This window comes from Bradyrhizobium sp. SZCCHNS1022 (assembly GCF_032484835.1).
In the GTDB taxonomy this organism is placed as follows: domain Bacteria; phylum Pseudomonadota; class Alphaproteobacteria; order Rhizobiales; family Xanthobacteraceae; genus Bradyrhizobium.
This window is the reverse complement of the sequence record NZ_JAUETT010000001.1, coordinates 936158-955826: the sequence shown is the minus strand read 5'-3', so window position 1 is coordinate 955826 and position 19669 is coordinate 936158. Positions and strand designations below refer to the sequence as shown.

Here is a 19669-nt window from a genome sequence, read left to right as displayed (position 1 = left end):
TGGAATCCCGCATGCGCATGATCCTGACCGCGTTGGCGTGCCTGAGCGGCCCGATGGCATTTGCCCAGCAGTCAGCCCCTCCAGCAGCCGAGGCGCCGGTGCCTGTGGCGATGGAAGAGCCGCGTCAGGGCGATCATTGGACTTATGAGATCCGCGACGAGATCTCCGGTAAGGTGACGAGCAAGCGGACCGACACCGTGACCGAGGTGACCCCGACTGCGATCGCCATCCGCTACACGAACGACCGGGATAAAGCCGGATTCCAAGTCTACGACCGGAACTGGAATGCGAAGACGGCCGACGCCATGAAATATACTCCCAACAGCGGTCTTGGCGTGGTCCAACCGCTGAAAGTCGGCTCGACCTGGCCGATCAAGGTCGAACAAACCAACACGGAAAAGGGTTTCACCTGGAGGTGGGCCGGACAATCCAAGGTGAGCGGCGAGGAAAAGATCACGACGAAGGCCGGCACGTTCGAGACCTTCAAGATCGAAACCACTTACACCTTCTATCCCATCAACAATCCGGGACGGAAATCCGAAGCCGTCATGCAGACGTGGTACGCGCCCGCTGTCGACCACTGGGTTTTGCGGACAAATACCGTCCGGACCGACAACATGCTGCGCGTCAACTCGAAGATCGAGCTCGTAGCCTACGGGCGCAAGGAGTGACCGGCGGCGTTGGGCCCGACACAGGGGCTCGATCTCCCCGCGCTGGTGCCGTAACAACGGCGCTATGACCCAACTCGCACTTCCCTGGCGCGCCACCGTCCTGACCCTGTTCCCGGAGATGTTTCCGGGACCGCTCGGCGTCAGCCTCGCCGGTCGCGCGCTGGCCTCGGGGCTGTGGGCGCTGGAGGCGCGCGACATCCGGGCATCCGCCACGGACAGGCACCGCAGCGTCGACGACACCCCGGCCGGTGGCGGCCCCGGCATGGTGCTGCGGGCCGATGTGCTGGCCGCCGCGATCGATGCCACTGAGGCTGCGCCCGACCGGCCGCGTCTTCTGATGAGCCCGCGCGGTCGGCCATTGACCCAGGCGATGGTGCAGGAGATCGCTGCAGGACCGGGGCCGCTGATCGTCTGCGGCCGGTTCGAAGGTATCGACCAGCGCGTGATCGAGGCGCGAGGGCTGATCGAGGTGTCGATCGGCGATTACGTGCTGTCGGGCGGCGAGATCGCCGCGATGGCCCTGATCGATGCCTGCGTTCGGCTGTTGCCGGGCGTGATGGGGAAATTGGAATCCGGCACCGACGAGAGTTTCTCCGAAGGCTTACTGGAATACCCGCAATACACGCGACCCCAGCTGTTCGAGGGCCGACCGATCCCGGACATCCTGCTCTCGGGAGATCACGCCAAGGTGGCGGCCTGGCGGCGCGCCCAGGCGGAGGCGCTGACCCAGAGCCGCCGTCCCGACCTTTGGGCCAAGAAATCCGATAAGAAATCGGATGGAGTCGGCGAACAAAGCGGAACCGGCCAAAAAACGCCAAAAAACACGACAGACGGGTGACAAGCCTCGCGCTTTGCCTTATAGGAGCGCTTAATTCCGCAAGTGACGGCAGGAACAAGCGCAGCCCGCGGTTAACGGCTGGGCGCGCCGCCGATGGAGATTTACCCGTGAACCTGATTCAGCAGCTCGAAAAAGAGCAGTACGACAAGCTCGCCGCTACCAAGGACATTCCGGATTTCGGGCCCGGCGACACTGTCATTGTCAACGTCAAGGTCGTCGAAGGCGAGCGCACCCGCGTGCAGGCCTATGAAGGCGTCTGCATCGGCCGCTCCGGCGGCGGCATCAACGAGAGCTTCACTGTCCGCAAGATCTCCTACGGTGAGGGCGTGGAGCGTGTGTTCCCGATCCTCTCCCCGATGATCGACTCGATCAAGGTCGTGCGCCGCGGCAAGGTGCGTCGCGCCAAGCTGTATTATCTGCGCAGCCTGCGCGGCAAGTCGGCCCGCATCGTCGAGAAGCAGGACCGCCAGACCGCCGTCAACGAGTAAGCGCGGCAATATCGGTTTTGAAAGAGCGCGGGCCGGTCCCGCGCTTTTTTGTTTTTGCGGCGCCGTCCTTCGGATCATCCTGGATGACTCCGGCGAAAGCGCGCTCGGACCGCTCACGCAAACGCATCTCGCACTCCGCGTCACGCGTGCTATATATCCCTCAAATGGTTCTAAATCGCTCTCATATGGCCTGCCGCCGCATCGTCATCGACGATCGTAGCCGGCTGCCCGGGCGCTTCTTCGGACGGTTCGCCACGTCGGCGACGTCGGAGCTTATGCGCGCGCTCTAGGCGCAGCGCCGATCTCTTTTTTTCCCTTCCCCGCGCGGCCTCGCGCGTCCCTCGTTCAAGCCATAGCCCGGGAGCATCCGCTCATGTCCAAACCCACCACGCTGTACGACAAGATCTGGAACGACCATCTGGTGCACGAAGCCGAGGACGGCACGTGTCTGCTCTATATCGACCGCCATCTGGTTCACGAGGTGACCTCGCCGCAAGCCTTCGAGGGCCTGCGCGCCACGGGCCGCAAGGTGCATGCGCCGGAGAAGACGCTCGCCGTGGTCGACCACAACGTGCCGACCACCGATCGCACCAAGCCGAACCCGGACCCCGAGAGCATCGAGCAGATCAAGGCGCTGGCCGAGAACGCCAAGGAATTCGGCATCGAATATTACAACGAGTTCGATCGCCGCCAGGGCATCGTCCACGTCATCGGCCCGGAGCAGGGCTTCACGCTGCCCGGCACCACCATTGTCTGCGGTGACAGCCACACCTCGACCCATGGCGCGTTCGGCGCGCTCGCGCACGGTATCGGCACCTCCGAAGTGGAGCACGTGCTGGCGACGCAGACGCTGATCCAGAAGAAGGCCAAGAACATGCGCGTCACAGTCGACGGCACTTTGCCGGAGGGCGTGACGGGCAAGGACATCATCCTCGCCATCATCGGCGAGATCGGAACGGCGGGCGGCACCGGCTACGTGCTGGAATATGCCGGCGAGGCAATCCGTGCGCTCTCGATGGAGGGCCGCATGACCGTGTGCAACATGTCGATCGAGGGCGGCGCGCGCGCCGGTCTGGTCGCGCCCGACCAGAAGGCGTTCGACTTCCTGCGCGATCGCCCGAAGGCGCCGAAGGGCGGGGCCTGGGATGCGGCCATGCGCTACTGGGAAAAGCTGCGTTCGGACGAAGGCGCGCATTTCGACCACGAGATCCGGCTGGATGCTGCCAAGCTGCCGCCGATCGTGACCTGGGGCACCTCGCCGGAAGATGTGATCTCGGTGACCGGCATCGTGCCCGATCCGGACAAGATCGCGGACGAGGCCAAGCGTCTGTCGAAGCATCGCGCGCTGAAATATATGGGCCTCGTTCCCGGAACGAAGATCACCGACATCCAGCTCGACCGCGTGTTCATCGGCTCCTGCACCAACGGCCGCATCGAGGATCTGCGTGCCGCGGCCAAGATCGCCGAAGGCAAGACGGTGAGCGCCCATGTCAACGCGATGGTCGTTCCCGGCTCTGGCCTGGTGAAGCAGCAGGCCGAAGCCGAGGGGCTCGATAAGATCTTCATCAAGGCCGGCTTCGAATGGCGCGAGCCCGGCTGCTCGATGTGCCTTGCCATGAACCCCGATAAGCTGAAGCCGGAGGAGCGCTGCGCCTCGACCTCGAACCGCAACTTCGAGGGCCGTCAGGGTTTCAAGGGCCGCACCCATTTGGTGTCGCCGGCCATGGCCGCGGCAGCGGCGATCGCCGGTCATTTCGTCGATGTGAGAGATTGGCGCTGACGGCTTTCCCGGTCGCAGCACGACGACACGGCAAATTGCCGACGATCAACAGCGCGATGGCCTCACCGGCCGTCGCGTTTTCGTTTCAGCTCAATCTCGACAGGCTTCCGCAAGGACTCCTTAAGGGTCCGCTCGCACAGTGCCCCCTCCAGATGCACGCCGCATCCGAAGAGGAACGTGCCAAGGAGCATGTCGTGGCCAACAAGCCGGAATTCGTCGATCTGATCCGCGACGCAACGCGTCAACGGCGTCGCACGCGACCGCGCAAGATCATCGCCAGGCCTGAAGTCGTGGAGAAGGAAGAAAAGCGGCTCTCCAACTGGCCGCCGGGCCACTTTGCGAAATGGCGGCTGGCGACCTTGGTGCCCTGGAAACTGACGGTGAAGAACTGGCAGTTCAAGGATTGGTTCTGAACGCGGCTCCGGCTGCGTCCCACAGATCGCGGATCAAAAAAGGGCGCCCGGGTGGCGCCCTTTCTTGTAAGCGGCCGATGCGCTCAGCCATTAATAATAATGGCGCCAGTGGCGATGATGGCGATGGTGCCAACGATGGTACCTATGCCAGTGCCGATAATGGCAAACGCGGTGCGGGCCGTAATAGGTCCAGATCACCCGGCAACGCCGGTACGGATAGTAGTAATATCCGGTGTAGTAGGGATAGTAGTAGGCGCCGTAGAAATACCGGTGCCGGTGGTGGAAGTACGGCCGATAGGCGTAGTGACGGTGATATCCGCCATAACGGAAGCCGCCGCCGTGAAAGACGGGTCCGCCGCGAAAGCCTCCGCCATGGAACGCAACGCCGCCACCATGAAAGGCCGGGCCTCCGCGAAAACCACCGCCGTGGAAAGCTGGGCCTCCACCACCATGGAAGGCCGCAGCTCCACCGACGGGCCCGCCACCTCCGCGAAATCCTCCACCGCCTCCGCCGATGTGAGCACCGCCACCACCACCCGGACCAGCACCGCGGGCTTGAACCTGAATGATCGGCGCATTCGCCGGCTCTTGCGAAGCCGGCCGCGCGCCGGCACCGATCAGCATCATCGCTTGTGTTGAATGATCAGGCACCGCGGCAAACGCGAGTAACGCGGCCGCAGCAAGACCGAGGCGGCGAACGAGGCCACCTCCCGGATCTCTCGTCCTCGTCATCGTCACTTCTCCCTAAGTCGCTTCAAGCGACGGAGAGCACCCGCCGTATCGTTTCTCCGCCGATCGATCACAAGTCGCCCCGACATGAACGTAATGATAGGCACGTGAACGCGGCATGAATGCCGCACGCGGAACGCGAACTAATCGGAACTACTCTGAGCGAGAACTTCGCGTCGAATGTGACGATTGACGAGACGAATTGCCGCACTCGTGATGCGGCGCAATCAGTCACCCTGACGGAAATCGCGTCCCGGCCTCGCGCTGCGACCGCGTTCCATTCGCTCCTCAGTATCGTTTCCAGCCATCGCTGATGAACGGCAGAAATGGGGCATACGGCGCCGGCGCGTAAAGCACTGGTCTGCCGTAATAGTGCAGCTTGTCAGTAGGGCGGCGCACAATGCGGTGCCGCTGATGATGATGCGCGGCGGCCTTCGTCCTACCTTGTTGCTGCGGATGAGTGGTCGTCTCCGGCGCAGAACTGGCGGCAGATGCTGCGGACGAGAACGCAAACAGCGCCACGAGTTGGATCACAACGACGACGCCAATTCGGATCTTCACGGCGGATCCTCCCTGCTCGGACAGCTCACCATACGACAACAGGCCCGCGAACGGGCCTGTTGAACGCAATCAGAGCGGGACGGCCGGCATCGCCGGGTCCCCGGTGATGGCGGTGCCAATGGTCCCTTTGGCGACGTCCTTGCCAATGACGCCACCAATGGCCGTGGTGCCAGCGGACTTCGGGCGTCGAGGCGGCAGCCCTCCTGCGCAGCCGCAGCGGTACCAGGATTAAGCAGCGACAGAGCCCTGCGCGCGCTTCATGGCGGTTCCGTCCCCGTGCGCGACATCTCGAACCGTGTCACGCGCCGACACGCAGTCATCGTCAAAACGTCCGCACGGACGGCGATTTCGGAGACTTCAGCCGCGCCGCCAATAGCAGCTCATATGCGGCACGATCACGGTGCCGCTGGGCCTGAATTCCTGCACATACTGGGCGTTGCAAACCCGCACGGCGTTCGGGCCGGGATTATAGCGGGGCACCACGTCGGGCTGCCAATGCTCATCCTGACGCGGATAGATCTGGAGGCGCCGCTGGCGGCGCTGGGCGGACACCTCAGTGTTCAACCCGTTTTGCGCCGGGCGCGCCTGGCTCTGCGCAGCGATCGGCTGTGCATTCGCGCCGGGAGACACCAGAACCGCCACCGTCAGTGCCGCGCCGATCAAGGCCATCGTCGTCCGCATCATCGCGCTCAATCCCACCCCAAAATCGCGTTTTACGGTCTCCGTTTTCGCAAGCCACGTCAACCGCCGCGGCACGGGAGAGGTCAGAATTCTAATGGTGCGTGTCCATCAGACCCGCGCTACAAGGCGGCAATGTGGACAGAGCTGAAAGCCCCCTCGCTGGCCGAGATGGAAGCCATGGCGCATCAGGTCTTCGCGCGCCTGCCCGGCCACTTCCGCACCATGTGCGAAGGCGTCATCATCCGCGTCGACGACTTTCCGACCGAGGAGGTGTTGGACGAGATGGAGGCGGAAAGCGAATTCGACCTGCTCGGCCTGTTCCAGGGCACCGGGCTGCCGTTCCGCAGCAATGACGACCTGCCGCGGCTGCCGAACATGATCTGGCTCTACCGGCGGCCGATCCTGGACTATTGGGCAGAGCACGATGAGACGCTCGGCCACATCGTGCGTCACGTGCTGATCCATGAGATCGGCCACCATTTTGGACTGTCGGACGACGACATGGCGGCCATCGAGGCCGGCGCGGATTGAACGGGCACGGAATCGATCCAGGTCGGATTGACGGGCGCGGGCTGAAATTCCAGGCATTTTTCCTTTATCGCCAGCGCCAATCGCGCTACATCAACAGCCTGCCCACTTTCGGAAAGTGCAACGATGGACAAATTCACCACGCTGGAAGGCGTCGCGGCGCCCTTGAAGATCATCAATGTCGATACCGACATGATCATCCCCAAGCAGTACCTGAAAACCATCAAGCGCACTGGCCTTGGCAAGGGGCTGTTCTCGGAACAGCGCTTCAAGGACGATGGCAGCGAGAATCCGGATTTCGTCCTCAATCAGCCGGCTTACCGCAATGCCAAGATCCTGGTCGCCGGCGACAATTTCGGCTGCGGCTCGAGCCGTGAGCACGCGCCCTGGGCGCTGCTCGACTTCGGCATCCGCTGCGTGATCTCGACCTCGTTCGGCGACATCTTCTACAACAACTGTTTCAAGAACGGCATTCTGCCGATCCGCGTCTCGCAGGCCGATCTCGACAAGCTGTTCGACGATGCCGAGCGCGGCGCCAATGCGACGCTCACGATCGATCTTGCCAATCAGGAAATCCGCGGACCGGACGGCGGCACGGTCAAGTTCGACATCGACCCGTTCCGCAAACACTGCCTGCTCAACGGCCTGGACGACATCGGCCTCACCATGGAGAAGAAGGCCGCAATCGACAGCTACGAAACCAAGCTGAAGAGCGAGCGCGCCTGGGCGTGATCCATTCCGTCCATGATGCCTTTGGGGCCCTGGATGATCGTCCGGGGCCTTTTTTCGCAAGCGACCGACGCCGGTGACGCGCTCATTGCCCGACATCGTCAGCTTCTGGCGTGGCCCGCTCGACCGGCTGCGGCAGACCTGCTTGCGCTCGCAACTCGCGGCCGGCCACAAGGTCACGGTCTATAGTTTCGATCCGCTGCCCGGATTGCCCGAGGGCGTCAGCAACGCCGACGCCGAAGCCGTGCTGCCTTACCGCTTTTCCGAGCGGCTGCGTCCGCCCCAACCCGACGGCAGCTGGCGCGACTGGACCACGCTGCAATTCAGCGACTTCTTCCGCATCAAGCTGATGGCACAAGGCGCGGGCGTGTGGCTGGATGCGGATGTCTTGCTGCTGAGGCCGATCGAGATTGATCCGGCAAATCCCTACTTCGCCTGGGAGCGGTCGCGGCAACTCGGCAACTCCGTGCTGTATCTGCCGCCGGACGATCCGATCGTCACCGAATTCGAGCAGCTGATGCAGCAGAAGGAGCTGACGCCAAACTGGCTGTCGCTATCGCACCGTGTGACGTTCGCTTTGCGGCGCCTGCGCGGCGGCTCGAAACGGCTCTCCGACATCCGTGTCGCCGTCTTCGGTCCGGCGGCGCTGACCGCGCTCGCCCGCCGGCATCGCAGCCTGCACCATGCGTTGCCCAAGAAGTCGTTCTACGCGGTTCACGCCGAGCCCAAGGCCTTCTTCGAGCCCTCGAACTTCTCGGACCTGATCAGCGACCCCGCGATCATCGGCCTGCATATCTCGCCCAAAGGACGCGGCAGCCAGCCGCCGTTGCCGGGAAGCCTGTATGGCTGGGCCGCGGAGCGGTTCTGATGAGTGGCTTGAGAACCAGCCCCGTTGCGCGCAGCAGAACGGTATTTGCACTTTGATCTAACGCAACGTGCTGTTGCGATGACGATGGTTGATTGGCGCCGCTGATTGGAGGTGCCGCATGACCACGCAAACTACGCCATATCCCAGGGTTCAGTACCTGATCGATACGTTTGCGCAGTGGCTGAAGCATCGGCGCGAGCTGAGCGAGATTCGCCAGATGGATCGCGAGGACTTCGAGCGCATCGCGGCGGACCTCCAGGTCTCGCCCGCCGATCTCGACGAACTGGTCCGGCACGGCGAACATGCCGCCGACGAATTGCCGCAGATGCTGAAGGCGCTGAGCATCGACGAGGCCGCCCTTGCCCGCAGCGAGCCGATGGTGCTGCGTGACATGGAGCGGGTCTGCGCCCTCTGCAAGGACAAGCCACGTTGTCACCGTGACCTCGCCACCGGTACGGCCGGCGCGCACTACGAGGAATATTGCCCCAATGCGCCGACGATCGACCGTCTCGGCGCGGACCTCGTCAAGCACGCTTGAACCATTCATCGATCGCCGGACATTGAGGACGGCCGCACATGCACCGCAATCGTCTGCTTCAAATCAGCGTTGCGATCCTGCTTGCGATCGCCGCACTGTTCCTGATCCGGCTGCACAACGCCCACGGCGCAGAATCCCCGAGTAGCAGCGTGGCGGCAGGCCACAAGCTTGCGGAGGCCTGGTGCACGGCGTGTCACGTCATCGATGCGCGGCACGGAACGGCCCAGGGCGGCGCGCCCGATTTCGTCGCGGTCGCCAACATGCATTCCACGACCGAGCTCTCTCTGAAGGTGTTCCTGCAGAGCAGCCACGCCAACATGCCGAACATCATGATGACGCCCGAGCAGCGCGGCGATCTCGTCGACTACATCCTCAGCTTGAAGCGCAAGTAGAGCTGCGGCCTCGCGCACCTACTTGGTGAGCGCCGCAATGGCGTCCGCGATGGCGATGGTGCGACGGGCCATGTCGGCGTGCAGGCGCTCCACCATGCGGCCGTCGATCTGGATCGCACCGCGCGTGGCATTTTCCGGCAGATCGAACGCGGCAAGGATCTTGCGAGCCTCGGCGACCTCTTGAGCCGGCGGGGTGAAGATCGCATTGCAGGAATCGATCTGGCTCGGATGGATCAACGTCTTGCCGTCGAAACCGAGATCGCGCGCCTGGATGCACTCCTGCGCAAATCCGTCCGCATTGGCGAAATCGCTGTAGGGACCGTCGAGGATTTCCAGGCCATGGGCCCGCGTCGCCAGAATGCAGTGAGAGATCATCGGCAGCATCGTGGAGCGGCCGGGCAGCATGCGGATGCGCGTCTCCCGCGAAATGTCGTTCGGACCGAACACGAAGCCGGCGAGCCGTGACCCTGGTTCCCGCACGGTGGCGGCCAACCTGTCCGCATCGAGCACGGCACGGGCGGTTTCGATCATCGCCCAGACCTTCAGCGTCGGATCAGCGCCGACCTCGGCAAGACGCTCAGTGACCTTCTGCAGGTCCTCGACCGTCGAAACCTTGGGAACCAGGATGCCGTCGGGCGCCGCCTGCCCGGCCATTGCGACGTCGTCGCTCCACCAGGGCGTATCGAGGCTGTTGATGCGGATCAGAAGCTCGCGACCGCCATAACCATCGGTGGCGACCGCCTTGGCGATCTGCTCGCGGGCAGATCCCTTGGCATCCGGCGCGACCGAGTCCTCGAGGTCGAGAATGAGCCCGTCGACGGGCAGGCTGCGGCCTTTGTCCAATGCGCGCGCATTCGAGCCGGGCATGAACAGGAGGCTGCGGCGCGGGCGGATCATGTCGGCGTTTCCCTTGGCTTATTCAGGCGTCTCGCGATACCATTTCGAGCCCCGTCCTGAAAGGCTTGTTCCTGCTCCGGACATATGTTGTTTAGGTAACCGCCATGATCACCTTTCCGCCCCGTCTGCTCGACGGCTATCGCGCCTTTGCCACCACCCGCCTTCCGACCGAGCAAAGCCGTTACCGGGAACTCTCCGAACGTGGCCAGTCGCCGGAAGTGATGGTGATCGGTTGCTGCGACTCGCGCGTCTCGCCCGAGGTGATCTTCGACGCCGGCCCGGGCGAGCTATTCGTGGTCCGCAATGTCGCCAATCTGGTTCCCGTGTACGAACCGGACAGCGGCGCTCACGGCGTCTCGGCGGCGCTGGAATACGCGGTCACCGTGCTGCGCATCAAGCACATCGTCGTGCTGGGTCATGCCCAATGCGGCGGCATCCGCGCCTTCGTGGACAAGATCGAGCCGTTGTCGCCAAGCGATTTCATCGGCCGCTGGATGGCGATGTTCGTCAAGCCGGGCGAGATCGTCGAGCAGCGCGCCCATGAGACCATGCAGGACTTCGTCATCAGGATCGAGAAGGCTGCGATCTTCCGCAGCCTGGAGAATCTGCTGACCTTTCCGTTCGTGCACAAGCAGGTCGAGGCCGGCACGCTGCAACTGCACGGCGCCTATTTCGGCGTCAAGGAAGGTTCGCTGTTCGTGCTCGACAAGACGACCAAGGAATTCAAGAGCGCGCGCATTGACGAATAGGGCGTAGCGGATAGCAAGTGGAATAACTTTCCAATTCGCCACTCGCTTCAGTGATCGCTGCCCCAGCGATCCGACAATGCCAGCATCACGGTTGAAACCACGAATACCAGATGCACGCCGACCAGCCAGCCGAGCTTGATCGAGTCAACGCCGGCATCGAGGTTCATGAAAGCCTTCAGCACCTGGATTGCCGAGATCGCGACGATCGAGGCCAGCAATTTCTGCTTCAGCCCGGCGAAATCGACCTTGGTCATCCATTCCGGCCAGTCCGGATGGCCGCCCGGATCGATCCGCGAGACGAAGTTCTCATAGCCCGAGAACACCACGATCAGCACCAGATTGCCGGTCAACGAAACGTCGATCAACGAGAGCACACCGAGGATGATGTCGCTCTCCTTCGCGGACGGCACGTGCAGGACGAACTCCCACAGCAGCATCACGAATTTGACCAGCAAAACCGCTAGGCTGACGACCAGGCCGACATAGAACGGCGCCATCAGCCAGCGGCTCTTGAACAAAAGGCCTTCGATTCCGCGTTCCACCACGTTTGGCGCGTGCTGTCGGGCCGATGCCGCCGGCTGTTCGCTCATGGGAGTCGTCATCGGGATAACATGCCGGCCGCTTCAGGCCGCTTTCTTCTTCGCGGTGATCAGCTTGCGGTTGATCAGCACTTCCGCGATCTGCACCGCGTTCAGCGCGGCGCCCTTGCGCAGATTGTCCGAGACGCACCAGAAGGCGAGGCCGTTCTCCACGGTCGCATCCTCACGGATGCGGCTGATATAGGTCGCGTCCTCGCCGGCCGCCTCATAGGGCGTGACATATCCACCCGGCTCCAGCTTGTCGATGACGAGACAGCCCGGCGCGCGGCGCAGGATATCGCGAGCCTCGTCCGCCGTGATCGGATTCTCGAACTCGACATTGACCGCTTCCGAGTGACCGACGAAGACCGGCACGCGCACGCAGGTCGCGGTCAGCTTGATCTTCGGATCCAGGATCTTCTTGGTCTCCGCCATCATCTTCCACTCTTCCTTGGTGTAGCCGTCCTCCATGAAGACGTCGATCTGCGGAATGACGTTGAAGGCGATGCGCTTCGGAAACTTCTTATTGATCAGCTCGTCATTGGTGTAGACGGCCTTGGTCTGCGAGAACAACTCGTCCATCGCATCCTTGCCGGCGCCCGATACCGACTGATAGGTCGACACCACCACGCGCTTGATCGTCGCCTTCTCGTGCAGGGGCTTCAACGCGACCACGAGCTGTGCCGTCGAGCAGTTCGGATTGGCGATGATGTTCTTCCTGGCAAAACCGGCGGTCGCATCCGCGTTCACCTCCGGCACGATCAACGGCACGTCCGGGTCCATGCGCCAAGCGGACGAGTTGTCGATCACGACCGCACCGGCGGCGCCGATCCGCGGCGACCATTCCTTCGATACCGCCCCGCCTGCCGACATCAGGCAGATGTCGACATCGGCAAAATCGTAGTGCTCCAGCGCTTTGACCTTGAGCGTACGGTCGCCGTAGGAAACCTCGATCCCGATGCTGCGGCGCGAGGCCAGCACCACCACCTCGTCGGCCGGGAATTTCCGTTCGTCGAGGATATTGAGCATTTCCCGCCCGACATTGCCGGTCGCGCCGACCACTGCGACTTTGTAACCCATCGTTCACTCTCCGACGAAAAATGGCCGGCCGCACAAGGATGCGGCAACGGAAGCGGCAGCGCTTCTATGCGAGAAACGTCCCTGACACAATCTTACCATGACGTTTCGCGTTTGATGCATCCCGTTTCGGCCAGAACAGCCGCCCCATCCCGCGTTGCCGCCTTTCTCCTGGCGCTCGAGAGCCTTGCCGACGAGGTTTGCGCCACCTTTGCACGCCTGTTCGCTTATCTGGGGGCGCTGGCGCTGATCGCCATCCTGGCCCTGGCGGGCTGGCGCCAGATCGGGGGCGACGCGGCAGAATCAGCCCGGTCGGGCTGGAGCATGGTCGATAACGCTGTCCCCGCATTCTCGCTGCGGCTGACCGACCAGCCGGACAAATCGGCAACCTATACCGTGCTCCGGCACCCGCTTGGCGGCCGCAAGGACATCTTCCGCTGGGGTGAACCGGCCGACCGCCCGGCGGCCGAACTCGAAATCTATCGCTTAGGAGCCGAACCCGCCGCCTCGCGACACGCCGCTCACGCACTGGGCCTGCGCATGGCGCCGGACGGAACAAGCGAGCTGGAAGCCGCGGGCGTGATCGACACCAAGTTCGGCTCAGTCAGCCTGCTCCGCCAAACCGGGGCCGCGGATGGGCCGGGCGCCTGCCTCGGCTTTCTCAAACAGCTCGGCGAGCCTGCCTTGCGGCTCTCGGGATGGTCCTGCCAGGGCGTCAGCGCACCCGTCAGGCGCGCAATGGTCGGCTGCATGCTGAACCGGCTGACGCTGTTGTCGGGCAGTCACGACGCGGACCTGAGCGCCCTGTTCGCGCGTGCCGACGGCAGGCGCTTGGCCTGCGACCCGACCGCGGGAGCAGCGAGACCGTCCGATTGGGTCACGGCGCTCGACGAGCCACGGCTGCGCGGCACGCTCTAACTGGCGCGCCGAACACATCCCGCCGTTTCCCAATGCGTCCACGCCACCTTTCGGCCGCGCCGCCGGCACCCGGATCGGCCGTCAAGCCACGGATTTTGATGCAACTTTCCCGCCACAGCGGGGATTTATCTTGACCGGTATGGCGGGATTGACCTTGTGACGCCATATCCGAGCCGGATAATGTATTGCCCAAATCATTGCATGGCGCGCGCCCGCCCCGTTTGGCGCGAGGAAGAGGACGTGATGACGAGATTTTCTGCCGCGACCCGGGTCATGACCGTGGCGCTGATCGCCGCGACCGGTCTTGCCATCACATCCGCCAATGCCGAGACCAAGCGTCGGCACTACGGCAATTACGTCGCCACCGGCAGCGGCCCGAACTATTCCTACCAGTCCGGCCCGCGCACCCGCATCTACATCACCAGGCGCTCCTGGCTCGACGGCGGCACCGAGGTGCTGCCCGGCGATCGCAAGTTCAGCGACTATGCATTCCCGTCCGAATACGGCTATCCGAGCTTCGGCCGCGAGAACCTGAACCGGCCGATCGATCGCCAGCCGCTGATGACGCCGACCGATCTCGGCGGCTATCCGCGGACCTTCCCAATTCCCTACTGAGGTCGGCGATAGCGCCTGATGACGAAGGCCGGGCCCAGCCCGGCCTTTTGCGTATGGAGCGCACGCAACGCGCCGCTACGGATCAGGACGCGCGAGAAAATGAAGGCGAGTTGCGCGGCAAGGCACCGCTGACGAGCTGTGGCCAACAGACCCGACACGGTAGCCACATAAAAAACGTCGTCCCGGCAATCCGCCGGGACGACGCCAATTCATGCTGATGCGCTTGCGCGCGGCATCGAGAGTGCCACGCCCTATGCGTGCAGCTTCTCCAGTTCCTTGAGGATCGCCTCGCCCATCTGCGTGGTCGATGCCGGCGTCGCGCCTTCGGACTTGATGTCGGCGGTGCGCAAACCGCTCGCGAGCACGGCGGCGATAGCAGCTTCCAGCTTGTCGGCCAGCGCGCCCATGTCGAAGGAATAGCGCAGCGCCATGCCGAAGGACGAGACCATCGCGATCGGATTGGCGAGCCCCTTGCCCGCGATGTCGGGCGCGGAGCCGTGCACCGGCTCATACAGCGCCTTGCGCGTCTTGGTCTTGGCATCGACCTCGCCGAGCGAGGCTGACGGCAGCATGCCGAGCGAGCCGGTCAGCATCGCCGCGATGTCCGACAGCATGTCGCCGAACAGATTGTCGGTGACGATGACGTCGAACATCTTCGGATACTTCACCAGATTCATGCCGCCGGAATCGGCGAGCTGGTGCTCGAGCGTCACGTCCTTGTATTCGCGGCTGTGCACCGCGGTCACGACCTCGTTCCAGAGCACGCCCGTCTTCATGACGTTGCGCTTCTCCATCGAGGTGACCTTGTTGCGGCGCTTGCGGGCGAGATCGAAGGCGACCCGCGCGATACGCTCGATCTCATAGGTGTCGTAGACCTGGGTATCGACGGCGCGCTTCTGGCCGTTGCCGAGATCGGTGATGGTCTTCGGCTCGCCGAAATAGACGCCGCCGGTGAGCTCGCGCACGATCATGATGTCGAGGCCTTCGACGATCTCGCGCTTCAGGCTGGAGGCGTCCGCGAGCGCCGGATAGCACACGGCCGGACGGAGGTTGGCGAACAGGCCGAGATCCTTGCGCAGGCGCAGCAGGCCGGCCTCGGGGCGGACGTCGTAGGGAACGCCGTCCCATTTCGGCCCGCCGACCGCACCGAAGATCACGGCGTCGGCCGCCTTGGCCTTGGCCATGTCGGCCTCGGAAATCGACACCTTGTGCGCGTCATAGGCGGCGCCGCCGACCAGCCCCTCTTCCGTCTCGAACGAGGCGAGCCCGCGGGCGTTGAGCCAGCCGATCAGCCGCTTCACTTCCGCCATCACTTCGGGGCCGATGCCGTCGCCGGGCAGCAGAAGCAGTTTATGGGTCGCCATGGTCGTCATCCTCGCTAGGTGTCATGCCCGGCTCGATCCGGACCTGACGGCGTTCTCTGGAAAATCGGCGGAGTGCTAAAGCGCCGTTGCGGCCTTGGCAAGACACCATTGCCGCAGCCGGCATTCTACGGCGGGCCGTGAGGGCTATAATCGTCCCACAGCATCAGCGTCGACGCATGCAATCGTTCGCGCGATCGGCGCGCCGGAGCATTTCCTTGCACAGCCCTCACCCCCCATCGACCGCCCATCTGGCGCGGCTGATCCTCACGCTCTCGCTCAGCGCTACCGTCAGCCTCGGCATCGGCCGGTTCGCCTACGCGCTCGTCCTGCCGGACATGCGGGAGTCGCTGCATTGGTCGTATTCGGCGGCCGGCTTCATGAACACGATCAACGCCGCCGGCTATCTCGCCGGGGCCTTGTTGGCATCCTGGATGGTAAGGCGCGTGGGCTGGTCGGCTGCGCTGCGCGGAGGAACGCTGGTCAATCTCGCGGCACTGGCGCTGTGTGCCATCACCGGCAATTTCGTCGTCTTGAGCTTTGCGCGCCTGATCGGCGGCTTAGCGGCTGCGGCCTGCTTCGTGGCCGGCGGCGCATTGGCGGCCGAGATCGCGCAATCGCGTCCCGAACGGGCGAGCTTCCTGCTCAGCCTGTTCTACGCCGGTCCCGGGCTCGGCATTCTGACCTCGGGTCTGGTCGCGCCGTTCGTTCTGCAGGGCTTCGGCCCCGGGTCGTGGTGGATCGTCTGGTGGGCGCTGACGGCGCTATCGAGCCTGCTCACCATTCCACTGCTGCTCACGCCGATCCGAAGCAAGGCCGGCCTTAATGCCGCCGACGCAGCTTCGTTCTCGGTCTGGCCAGTCGCGATCTATCTGTTCGGCTATTTCTTGTTCGGTGCGGGCTACATCGCCTACATGACGTTCATGATCGCCTATGTCCGCGATCTCGGCGGCGGCGCAACCGCGCAGGCTGCATTCTGGAGCCTGATCGGATTGTCCGGCTTTGCAACGCCCTGGGTCTGGCGCGGCACATTAGCGCTGGACCGCGGCGGGCTCGCCACTGCAATCGTCCTTGCCGTCAATGCAGTTGGTGCAGCACTGCCGATCCTGGGACATTCCACGACCATGCTCGCCATCTCCGCGGTCGTGTTCGGGGTCTCCTTTTTCGCGGTGGCCGGCTCAACCACCGCTTTCGTGCGCCTCAACTACCCGCCGTCCGCCTGGCCTGCGGCGATCGCTGCGATGACCATCGCATTCGGCATCGGCCAGACATTGGGTCCTTTCGTGGTCGGTGCGATCACCGACGCGATGGGCAGCCTGAGCTACGCGTTGAACATCTCCGCGGCCACCCTGTTGGCGGGCGCGATCGCGTCGGCGATGCAGCGCAAATTGAAGAAGGACGTGTAACTCACAGGCGTATCAACACCCTCGCTGTCGTCCCGGCGAACGCCGGACCCATACCGCGTGATGTTAGAAACAGGCACGCGGCCCAGCCCGCGCACGATAATTGGGACCTATGGTAATGGATCCCAGCGTTCGCCGGAACGACGGCGGAGAACGTAGCCACAGCTCTGCTCATCGCTTGCAAGAAGAGCCATACCCCCGCTCAAGTCACAGCCGCCATCAGCTGCCGCTGAACGAATTGTAGCCCTGGTCCTCCCAATAGCCGCCCTTGTAGTCGTTGGTGACTTCCATCGAGAGCACGTATTTCGGGTTCTTGAAGCCGAGCTTGGTGGGCACGCGGATCTTCATCGGATAGCCATAGGCGCGCGGCAGGATCTGGTCGGCGAACTTGAAGGTCATCTGGGTCTGCGGATGCAGCGCGGTGCGCATATCCAGCGGCGAGTTGTAACCGTCCTTGTCGGCGCACTGGAACCAGACATATTTCGCGCGTGTGTCGGCGCCTATCAGTTTGAGGAAATCGCGCAGGGGCGTGCCAGTCCATGAGCCGATGGCGCTCCAGCCCTCGACGCAGATGTGCCGCGTCACCTGCGTGACCTGCGGCAGCGCGTAGAGCTCCTCCAGCCTCCACGACTTCTTGTTGTCAACGAGGCCGCGCACCTCGAGGCTCCAATCCTCGCCGTCGACCTCCGGCGCCTCGTCGAGATCGTAATAGGCGTTGAACGGGAACGGCTTCGTAATCATGCTCTCCGGAAAGGTCGGCGCCAGCGCATCCGGGTCGAACAGCCGGGCCTGCACCGCATCGTTGAACTTCGAGATCTGGGCCAGCAGCGTCTCGGCCGAGTCGCTGTCGAGCACGTCGCAGCCGGTGAGCAGCGTCAGTGCACCGAGGCTCGCGCCGCCCGAGATGAAGCGGCGGCGGGTAAGATCGGGCATCAGCTTGGCGGCGTCCTTGACCAGGAGCTTCTTGTCGACGCCGGGGATGAGAAGCTTGCGCATGCGGCTCATGATCTGTCTCCTCGGAAGTGGTGTCAGCGCCCGATGATCATCGCGCGCAGGCTCTTCGGCACCAGGATGGCGAGCGCGACATGGACGATCAGGAAGGCGCAGATCAGCGACATGCAGACGAAGTGCACATAGCGCGCGGTCGGATAGTCGCCGAACAATGTGACCAGCCAGTGCAGCTGCACCGGCTTCCAGATTGACAGGCCCGAGAGCACGACGACAACGCCGACCAGGATGATGCCGGCATAGAGCAGCTTCTGCACGGAGTTGTAGACGGTGAGATCGTCGTGCGCGAGCCTGAAGCTCAGCGCCGCCTTGAGATCGGCGAACACGCCCCCGGGCGTGATCGGAAACAGCTTGCTACGGAAGCGGCCGGTCGCCACCCCCGTGATCAGGTAAGCGAGGCCGTTGAGCATCAACAGCCACATCGCGGCGAAGTGCCACAGCAGGGCACCGCCGAGCCAGCCGCCGAGCGTGATGCTGTGGTCGAAACGGAAGTTGAACAGGGGCGAGGCGTTGTAGATCTGCCAGCCCGACATGATCATCAGGATCATCGCCACGGCATTGATCCAGTGCATCACGCGGACCCAGGCCGGCTGGATCACCTTTGGCCTGCTCGCGTCGGCCGGTGCTGCGCTGACGTGGCCCTCGGTGACGGCAAGGCTGGACATGATGGCCTCCATTCGTTTCGCATTGACGTCATCCCGGTGCTCCGACGCCAACATTCGCTCCCCTCTGGCAATGGGGATGCAAAGGTAAATCCGCTCTACTGGCGATTATACGCCGGCATCTGGCGCTTCGTTACCATCGGTAAGACGAACAATTTGGCGTCGTCTTCCGCCGGGGCGACAAAAAGAACGATCACGAAAGGGCGAGCCGGAACTCTGTCCCGGCTCGCCAACCGCGCATCCGTGAGGCGGGGGGGGAAACGGACGGCAGCGGTGTTACGTTGCCGGCATCAGCACCGTGTCGACCACGTGGATGACGCCGTTCGACTGATGGACGTTGGAGATCGAAACCATCGAGGCGTCACCCTTGGCGTCGATGATCCAGATCTTCCCGTCTTTCCGCTTGACGGTGAGCTGCTCGCCCTCGACGGTCTTCAGCATCTTGCCGTCCGTGAGGTCCGAGGCGTCGTATCTGCCGGCGACCACGTGATAGGTAAGAATCTTGGTGAGCGCCGCCTTGTTCTCCGGCTTGGCGAGTGCGTCGACGGCGCCGGCCGGCAACTTGCCGAAGGCGGCGTCGGTCGGCGCGAACACCGTGAACGGACCCTTGCCTTCCAGGGTGTGGACGAGACCGGCGGCCTTCACCGCCGCGACCAACATGGTGTGGTCCCTCGAATTGACCGCGTTCTCGATGATATTCTTCGAGGGATACATCGCGGCACCGCCGACCATCACGGTCTTCTGTTCGGCACGCGCCGGCGCGACGAGCGTGGACGTCAGCGCGAGCGCGCTGAAGGCAGCGACAGACAAGAAGGCAATGCGCTTGGTCATCGATAGCTCCCGAATGTTTGAACAGCCGGCGACGCCGGTGTTCATGAGATTGGCTGCGACGGCGATGCGGTCATTGCAGAGACTTCCCCGCATCGTGTCGGGCCAAGCTACGGGGGCGCTTCCAGCCAGTTTCGACGCATAACTTTATGTGATGCCTGAAACTAATAGCGGGTGAGACCGTGTCTCGTTGCTTCATGAAGGCAACAATACCGCCCGCGTCATCCGGCCGACCAACTCATGGCGGCGCGGCGGCGGGACGACGATGCCGCTCTCATTGCGAGCGTTAACTACGTTCGACGACAAACCCGAGCAAAGCGCACGGCGTCGTTGCGGGTAACACTTTCTTAAGGTTGA

The 19669-nt window shown here is 63.5% G+C and carries 25 protein-coding genes; 15 read left to right on the top strand and 10 right to left on the bottom strand.

Annotated features, from left to right (window positions below; all coding sequences use genetic code 11):
• Window positions 1-11 precede the first annotated feature (11 nt).
• From QX071_RS04305 to rplS, 3 genes are all read left to right on the top strand, one after another.
• Complete coding sequence (locus QX071_RS04305; protein WP_315702112.1) at window positions 12-671, top strand: hypothetical protein; 660 nt, start codon at window positions 12-14, stop codon at window positions 669-671.
• A gap of 64 nt (window positions 672-735) precedes the next feature.
• Complete coding sequence (gene trmD, locus QX071_RS04300; RefSeq protein WP_315702113.1) at window positions 736-1509, top strand: tRNA (guanosine(37)-N1)-methyltransferase TrmD; 774 nt, start codon at window positions 736-738, stop codon at window positions 1507-1509.
• Window positions 1510-1616: 107 nt separating this feature from the next.
• The gene (gene rplS / locus QX071_RS04295; RefSeq protein ID WP_315702114.1) at window positions 1617-1997 is read left to right on the top strand and encodes a 50S ribosomal protein L19; all 381 of its coding nucleotides are present in this window, start codon (window positions 1617-1619) and stop codon (window positions 1995-1997) included.
• Here the strand turns inward: rplS and QX071_RS04290 are convergent.
• Window positions 1987-2124 carry a hypothetical protein gene (locus tag QX071_RS04290; protein ID WP_315702115.1) on the bottom strand — a complete coding sequence of 46 codons (138 nt, stop codon included), beginning with the start codon at window positions 2122-2124 and terminating at the stop codon, window positions 1987-1989. The genes rplS and QX071_RS04290 overlap by 11 nt on opposite strands.
• Window positions 2125-2370: 246 nt before the next feature.
• Between QX071_RS04290 and leuC the strand changes: the two genes are divergently transcribed.
• The 3 genes from leuC (at window position 2371) to QX071_RS34005 (ending at window position 4829) form a co-directional block, all read left to right on the top strand.
• Window positions 2371-3777: a 3-isopropylmalate dehydratase large subunit gene (leuC, locus tag QX071_RS04285; RefSeq protein ID WP_315702116.1), complete on the top strand. Its 1407-nt coding sequence runs from the start codon at window positions 2371-2373 to the stop codon at window positions 3775-3777.
• Between the two features lie 194 nt (window positions 3778-3971).
• Window positions 3972-4190 carry a hypothetical protein gene (locus tag QX071_RS04280; RefSeq protein ID WP_315702117.1) on the top strand — a complete coding sequence of 73 codons (219 nt, stop codon included), beginning with the start codon at window positions 3972-3974 and terminating at the stop codon, window positions 4188-4190.
• A 303-nt stretch (window positions 4191-4493) separates the two neighbouring features.
• Window positions 4494-4829: a hypothetical protein gene (locus QX071_RS34005; RefSeq protein ID WP_409977472.1), complete on the top strand. Its 336-nt coding sequence runs from the start codon at window positions 4494-4496 to the stop codon at window positions 4827-4829.
• 378 nt (window positions 4830-5207) lie between these two features.
• Here the strand turns inward: QX071_RS34005 and QX071_RS04270 are convergent, their stop codons facing one another.
• Both QX071_RS04270 and QX071_RS04265 read right to left on the bottom strand, forming a co-directional pair.
• Window positions 5208-5480, bottom strand: coding sequence for a hypothetical protein (locus QX071_RS04270; RefSeq protein ID WP_315728062.1), 273 nt, complete (start codon window positions 5478-5480; stop codon window positions 5208-5210).
• 357 nt (window positions 5481-5837) lie between these two features.
• Window positions 5838-6164: a hypothetical protein gene (locus QX071_RS04265; protein WP_315702119.1), complete on the bottom strand. Its 327-nt coding sequence runs from the start codon at window positions 6162-6164 to the stop codon at window positions 5838-5840.
• A 129-nt stretch (window positions 6165-6293) separates the two neighbouring features.
• Between QX071_RS04265 and QX071_RS04260 the strand changes: the two genes are divergently transcribed.
• From QX071_RS04260 to QX071_RS04240, 5 genes are all read left to right on the top strand, one after another.
• A complete protein-coding gene (locus QX071_RS04260) occupies window positions 6294-6692 on the top strand; it encodes a metallopeptidase family protein (RefSeq protein WP_315702120.1) in 399 nt (132 codons plus the stop codon).
• A gap of 123 nt (window positions 6693-6815) precedes the next feature.
• Window positions 6816-7421 carry a 3-isopropylmalate dehydratase small subunit gene (gene leuD, locus QX071_RS04255; protein ID WP_315702121.1) on the top strand — a complete coding sequence of 202 codons (606 nt, stop codon included), beginning with the start codon at window positions 6816-6818 and terminating at the stop codon, window positions 7419-7421.
• 73 nt (window positions 7422-7494) lie between these two features.
• A complete protein-coding gene (locus QX071_RS04250; protein WP_315702122.1) occupies window positions 7495-8286 on the top strand; it encodes a hypothetical protein in 792 nt (263 codons plus the stop codon).
• A 118-nt stretch (window positions 8287-8404) separates the two neighbouring features.
• On the top strand, window positions 8405-8824 hold the full coding sequence (locus QX071_RS04245) for a hypothetical protein (RefSeq protein ID WP_315702123.1): 420 nt from the start codon (window positions 8405-8407) through the stop codon (window positions 8822-8824).
• Between the two features lie 38 nt (window positions 8825-8862).
• A complete protein-coding gene (locus tag QX071_RS04240) occupies window positions 8863-9216 on the top strand; it encodes a cytochrome c (protein ID WP_315702124.1) in 354 nt (117 codons plus the stop codon).
• An 18-nt stretch (window positions 9217-9234) separates the two neighbouring features.
• Here QX071_RS04240 and QX071_RS04235 read toward each other — a convergent pair whose 3' ends face one another.
• Window positions 9235-10113, bottom strand: a complete 879-nt coding sequence (locus QX071_RS04235) for a CoA ester lyase (protein ID WP_315702125.1) — start codon at window positions 10111-10113, stop codon at window positions 9235-9237.
• A gap of 104 nt (window positions 10114-10217) precedes the next feature.
• Between QX071_RS04235 and QX071_RS04230 the strand changes: the two genes are divergently transcribed.
• Window positions 10218-10862 carry a carbonic anhydrase gene (locus QX071_RS04230; protein WP_315702126.1) on the top strand — a complete coding sequence of 215 codons (645 nt, stop codon included), beginning with the start codon at window positions 10218-10220 and terminating at the stop codon, window positions 10860-10862.
• Between the two features lie 47 nt (window positions 10863-10909).
• On the opposite strand, the gene QX071_RS04225 is transcribed toward QX071_RS04230, so the two are convergent.
• Window positions 10910-11452, bottom strand: coding sequence for a TIGR00645 family protein (locus QX071_RS04225; protein WP_315702127.1), 543 nt, complete (start codon window positions 11450-11452; stop codon window positions 10910-10912).
• A gap of 33 nt (window positions 11453-11485) precedes the next feature.
• Complete coding sequence (locus QX071_RS04220; RefSeq protein ID WP_315702128.1) at window positions 11486-12520, bottom strand: aspartate-semialdehyde dehydrogenase; 1035 nt, start codon at window positions 12518-12520, stop codon at window positions 11486-11488.
• Between the two features lie 114 nt (window positions 12521-12634).
• On the opposite strand from QX071_RS04220, the gene QX071_RS04215 reads away from it, so the two are divergent.
• Together QX071_RS04215 and QX071_RS04210 are read left to right on the top strand one after the other, a co-directional pair.
• The gene (locus tag QX071_RS04215; RefSeq protein ID WP_315702129.1) at window positions 12635-13435 is read left to right on the top strand and encodes a hypothetical protein; all 801 of its coding nucleotides are present in this window, start codon (window positions 12635-12637) and stop codon (window positions 13433-13435) included.
• Window positions 13436-13678: 243 nt separating this feature from the next.
• Window positions 13679-14050, top strand: a complete 372-nt coding sequence (locus QX071_RS04210; RefSeq protein ID WP_315702130.1) for a hypothetical protein — start codon at window positions 13679-13681, stop codon at window positions 14048-14050.
• A gap of 251 nt (window positions 14051-14301) precedes the next feature.
• Here QX071_RS04210 and leuB read toward each other — a convergent pair whose 3' ends face one another.
• Entirely contained in the window at window positions 14302-15414 is a 1113-nt protein-coding gene (leuB, locus tag QX071_RS04205; RefSeq protein ID WP_315702131.1) for a 3-isopropylmalate dehydrogenase, read from the bottom strand.
• A gap of 215 nt (window positions 15415-15629) precedes the next feature.
• Between leuB and QX071_RS04200 the strand changes: the two genes are divergently transcribed.
• Window positions 15630-16817: a YbfB/YjiJ family MFS transporter gene (locus tag QX071_RS04200; RefSeq protein WP_315702132.1), complete on the top strand. Its 1188-nt coding sequence runs from the start codon at window positions 15630-15632 to the stop codon at window positions 16815-16817.
• Between the two features lie 216 nt (window positions 16818-17033).
• Here the strand turns inward: QX071_RS04200 and QX071_RS04195 are convergent, their stop codons facing one another.
• The 3 genes from QX071_RS04195 to QX071_RS04185 all read right to left on the bottom strand — a co-directional run bounded on the left by QX071_RS04195 (window position 17034) and on the right by QX071_RS04185 (window position 19315).
• Entirely contained in the window at window positions 17034-17819 is a 786-nt protein-coding gene (locus QX071_RS04195; RefSeq protein WP_315702133.1) for a molybdopterin-binding protein, read from the bottom strand.
• A gap of 23 nt (window positions 17820-17842) precedes the next feature.
• Complete coding sequence (locus tag QX071_RS04190) at window positions 17843-18487, bottom strand: cytochrome b/b6 domain-containing protein (protein ID WP_315702134.1); 645 nt, start codon at window positions 18485-18487, stop codon at window positions 17843-17845.
• A gap of 273 nt (window positions 18488-18760) precedes the next feature.
• Window positions 18761-19315, bottom strand: coding sequence for a fasciclin domain-containing protein (locus QX071_RS04185; RefSeq protein ID WP_315702135.1), 555 nt, complete (start codon window positions 19313-19315; stop codon window positions 18761-18763).
• Window positions 19316-19669: the final 354 nt, after the last annotated feature.

Coding starts and splice junctions, on each gene's coding strand:
- QX071_RS04305 (WP_315702112.1), top strand. CDS start 12: ATGCGCATGATCCTGACCGCGTTGGCGTGCCTGAGCGGCCCGATGGCA.
- trmD (WP_315702113.1), top strand. CDS start 736: ATGACCCAACTCGCACTTCCCTGGCGCGCCACCGTCCTGACCCTGTTC.
- QX071_RS04290 (WP_315702115.1), bottom strand. CDS start 2,124: ATGCGTTTGCGTGAGCGGTCCGAGCGCGCTTTCGCCGGAGTCATCCAG.
- leuC (WP_315702116.1), top strand. CDS start 2,371: ATGTCCAAACCCACCACGCTGTACGACAAGATCTGGAACGACCATCTG.
- QX071_RS04265 (WP_315702119.1), bottom strand. CDS start 6,164: ATGATGCGGACGACGATGGCCTTGATCGGCGCGGCACTGACGGTGGCG.
- QX071_RS04260 (WP_315702120.1), top strand. CDS start 6,294: ATGTGGACAGAGCTGAAAGCCCCCTCGCTGGCCGAGATGGAAGCCATG.
- leuD (WP_315702121.1), top strand. CDS start 6,816: ATGGACAAATTCACCACGCTGGAAGGCGTCGCGGCGCCCTTGAAGATC.
- QX071_RS04245 (WP_315702123.1), top strand. CDS start 8,405: ATGACCACGCAAACTACGCCATATCCCAGGGTTCAGTACCTGATCGAT.
- QX071_RS04240 (WP_315702124.1), top strand. CDS start 8,863: ATGCACCGCAATCGTCTGCTTCAAATCAGCGTTGCGATCCTGCTTGCG.
- QX071_RS04235 (WP_315702125.1), bottom strand. CDS start 10,113: ATGATCCGCCCGCGCCGCAGCCTCCTGTTCATGCCCGGCTCGAATGCG.
- QX071_RS04230 (WP_315702126.1), top strand. CDS start 10,218: ATGATCACCTTTCCGCCCCGTCTGCTCGACGGCTATCGCGCCTTTGCC.
- QX071_RS04225 (WP_315702127.1), bottom strand. CDS start 11,452: ATGAGCGAACAGCCGGCGGCATCGGCCCGACAGCACGCGCCAAACGTG.
- QX071_RS04220 (WP_315702128.1), bottom strand. CDS start 12,520: ATGGGTTACAAAGTCGCAGTGGTCGGCGCGACCGGCAATGTCGGGCGG.
- QX071_RS04215 (WP_315702129.1), top strand. CDS start 12,635: ATGCATCCCGTTTCGGCCAGAACAGCCGCCCCATCCCGCGTTGCCGCC.
- QX071_RS04210 (WP_315702130.1), top strand. CDS start 13,679: ATGACGAGATTTTCTGCCGCGACCCGGGTCATGACCGTGGCGCTGATC.
- leuB (WP_315702131.1), bottom strand. CDS start 15,414: ATGGCGACCCATAAACTGCTTCTGCTGCCCGGCGACGGCATCGGCCCC.
- QX071_RS04195 (WP_315702133.1), bottom strand. CDS start 17,819: ATGAGCCGCATGCGCAAGCTTCTCATCCCCGGCGTCGACAAGAAGCTC.
- QX071_RS04190 (WP_315702134.1), bottom strand. CDS start 18,487: ATGTCCAGCCTTGCCGTCACCGAGGGCCACGTCAGCGCAGCACCGGCC.
- QX071_RS04185 (WP_315702135.1), bottom strand. CDS start 19,315: ATGACCAAGCGCATTGCCTTCTTGTCTGTCGCTGCCTTCAGCGCGCTC.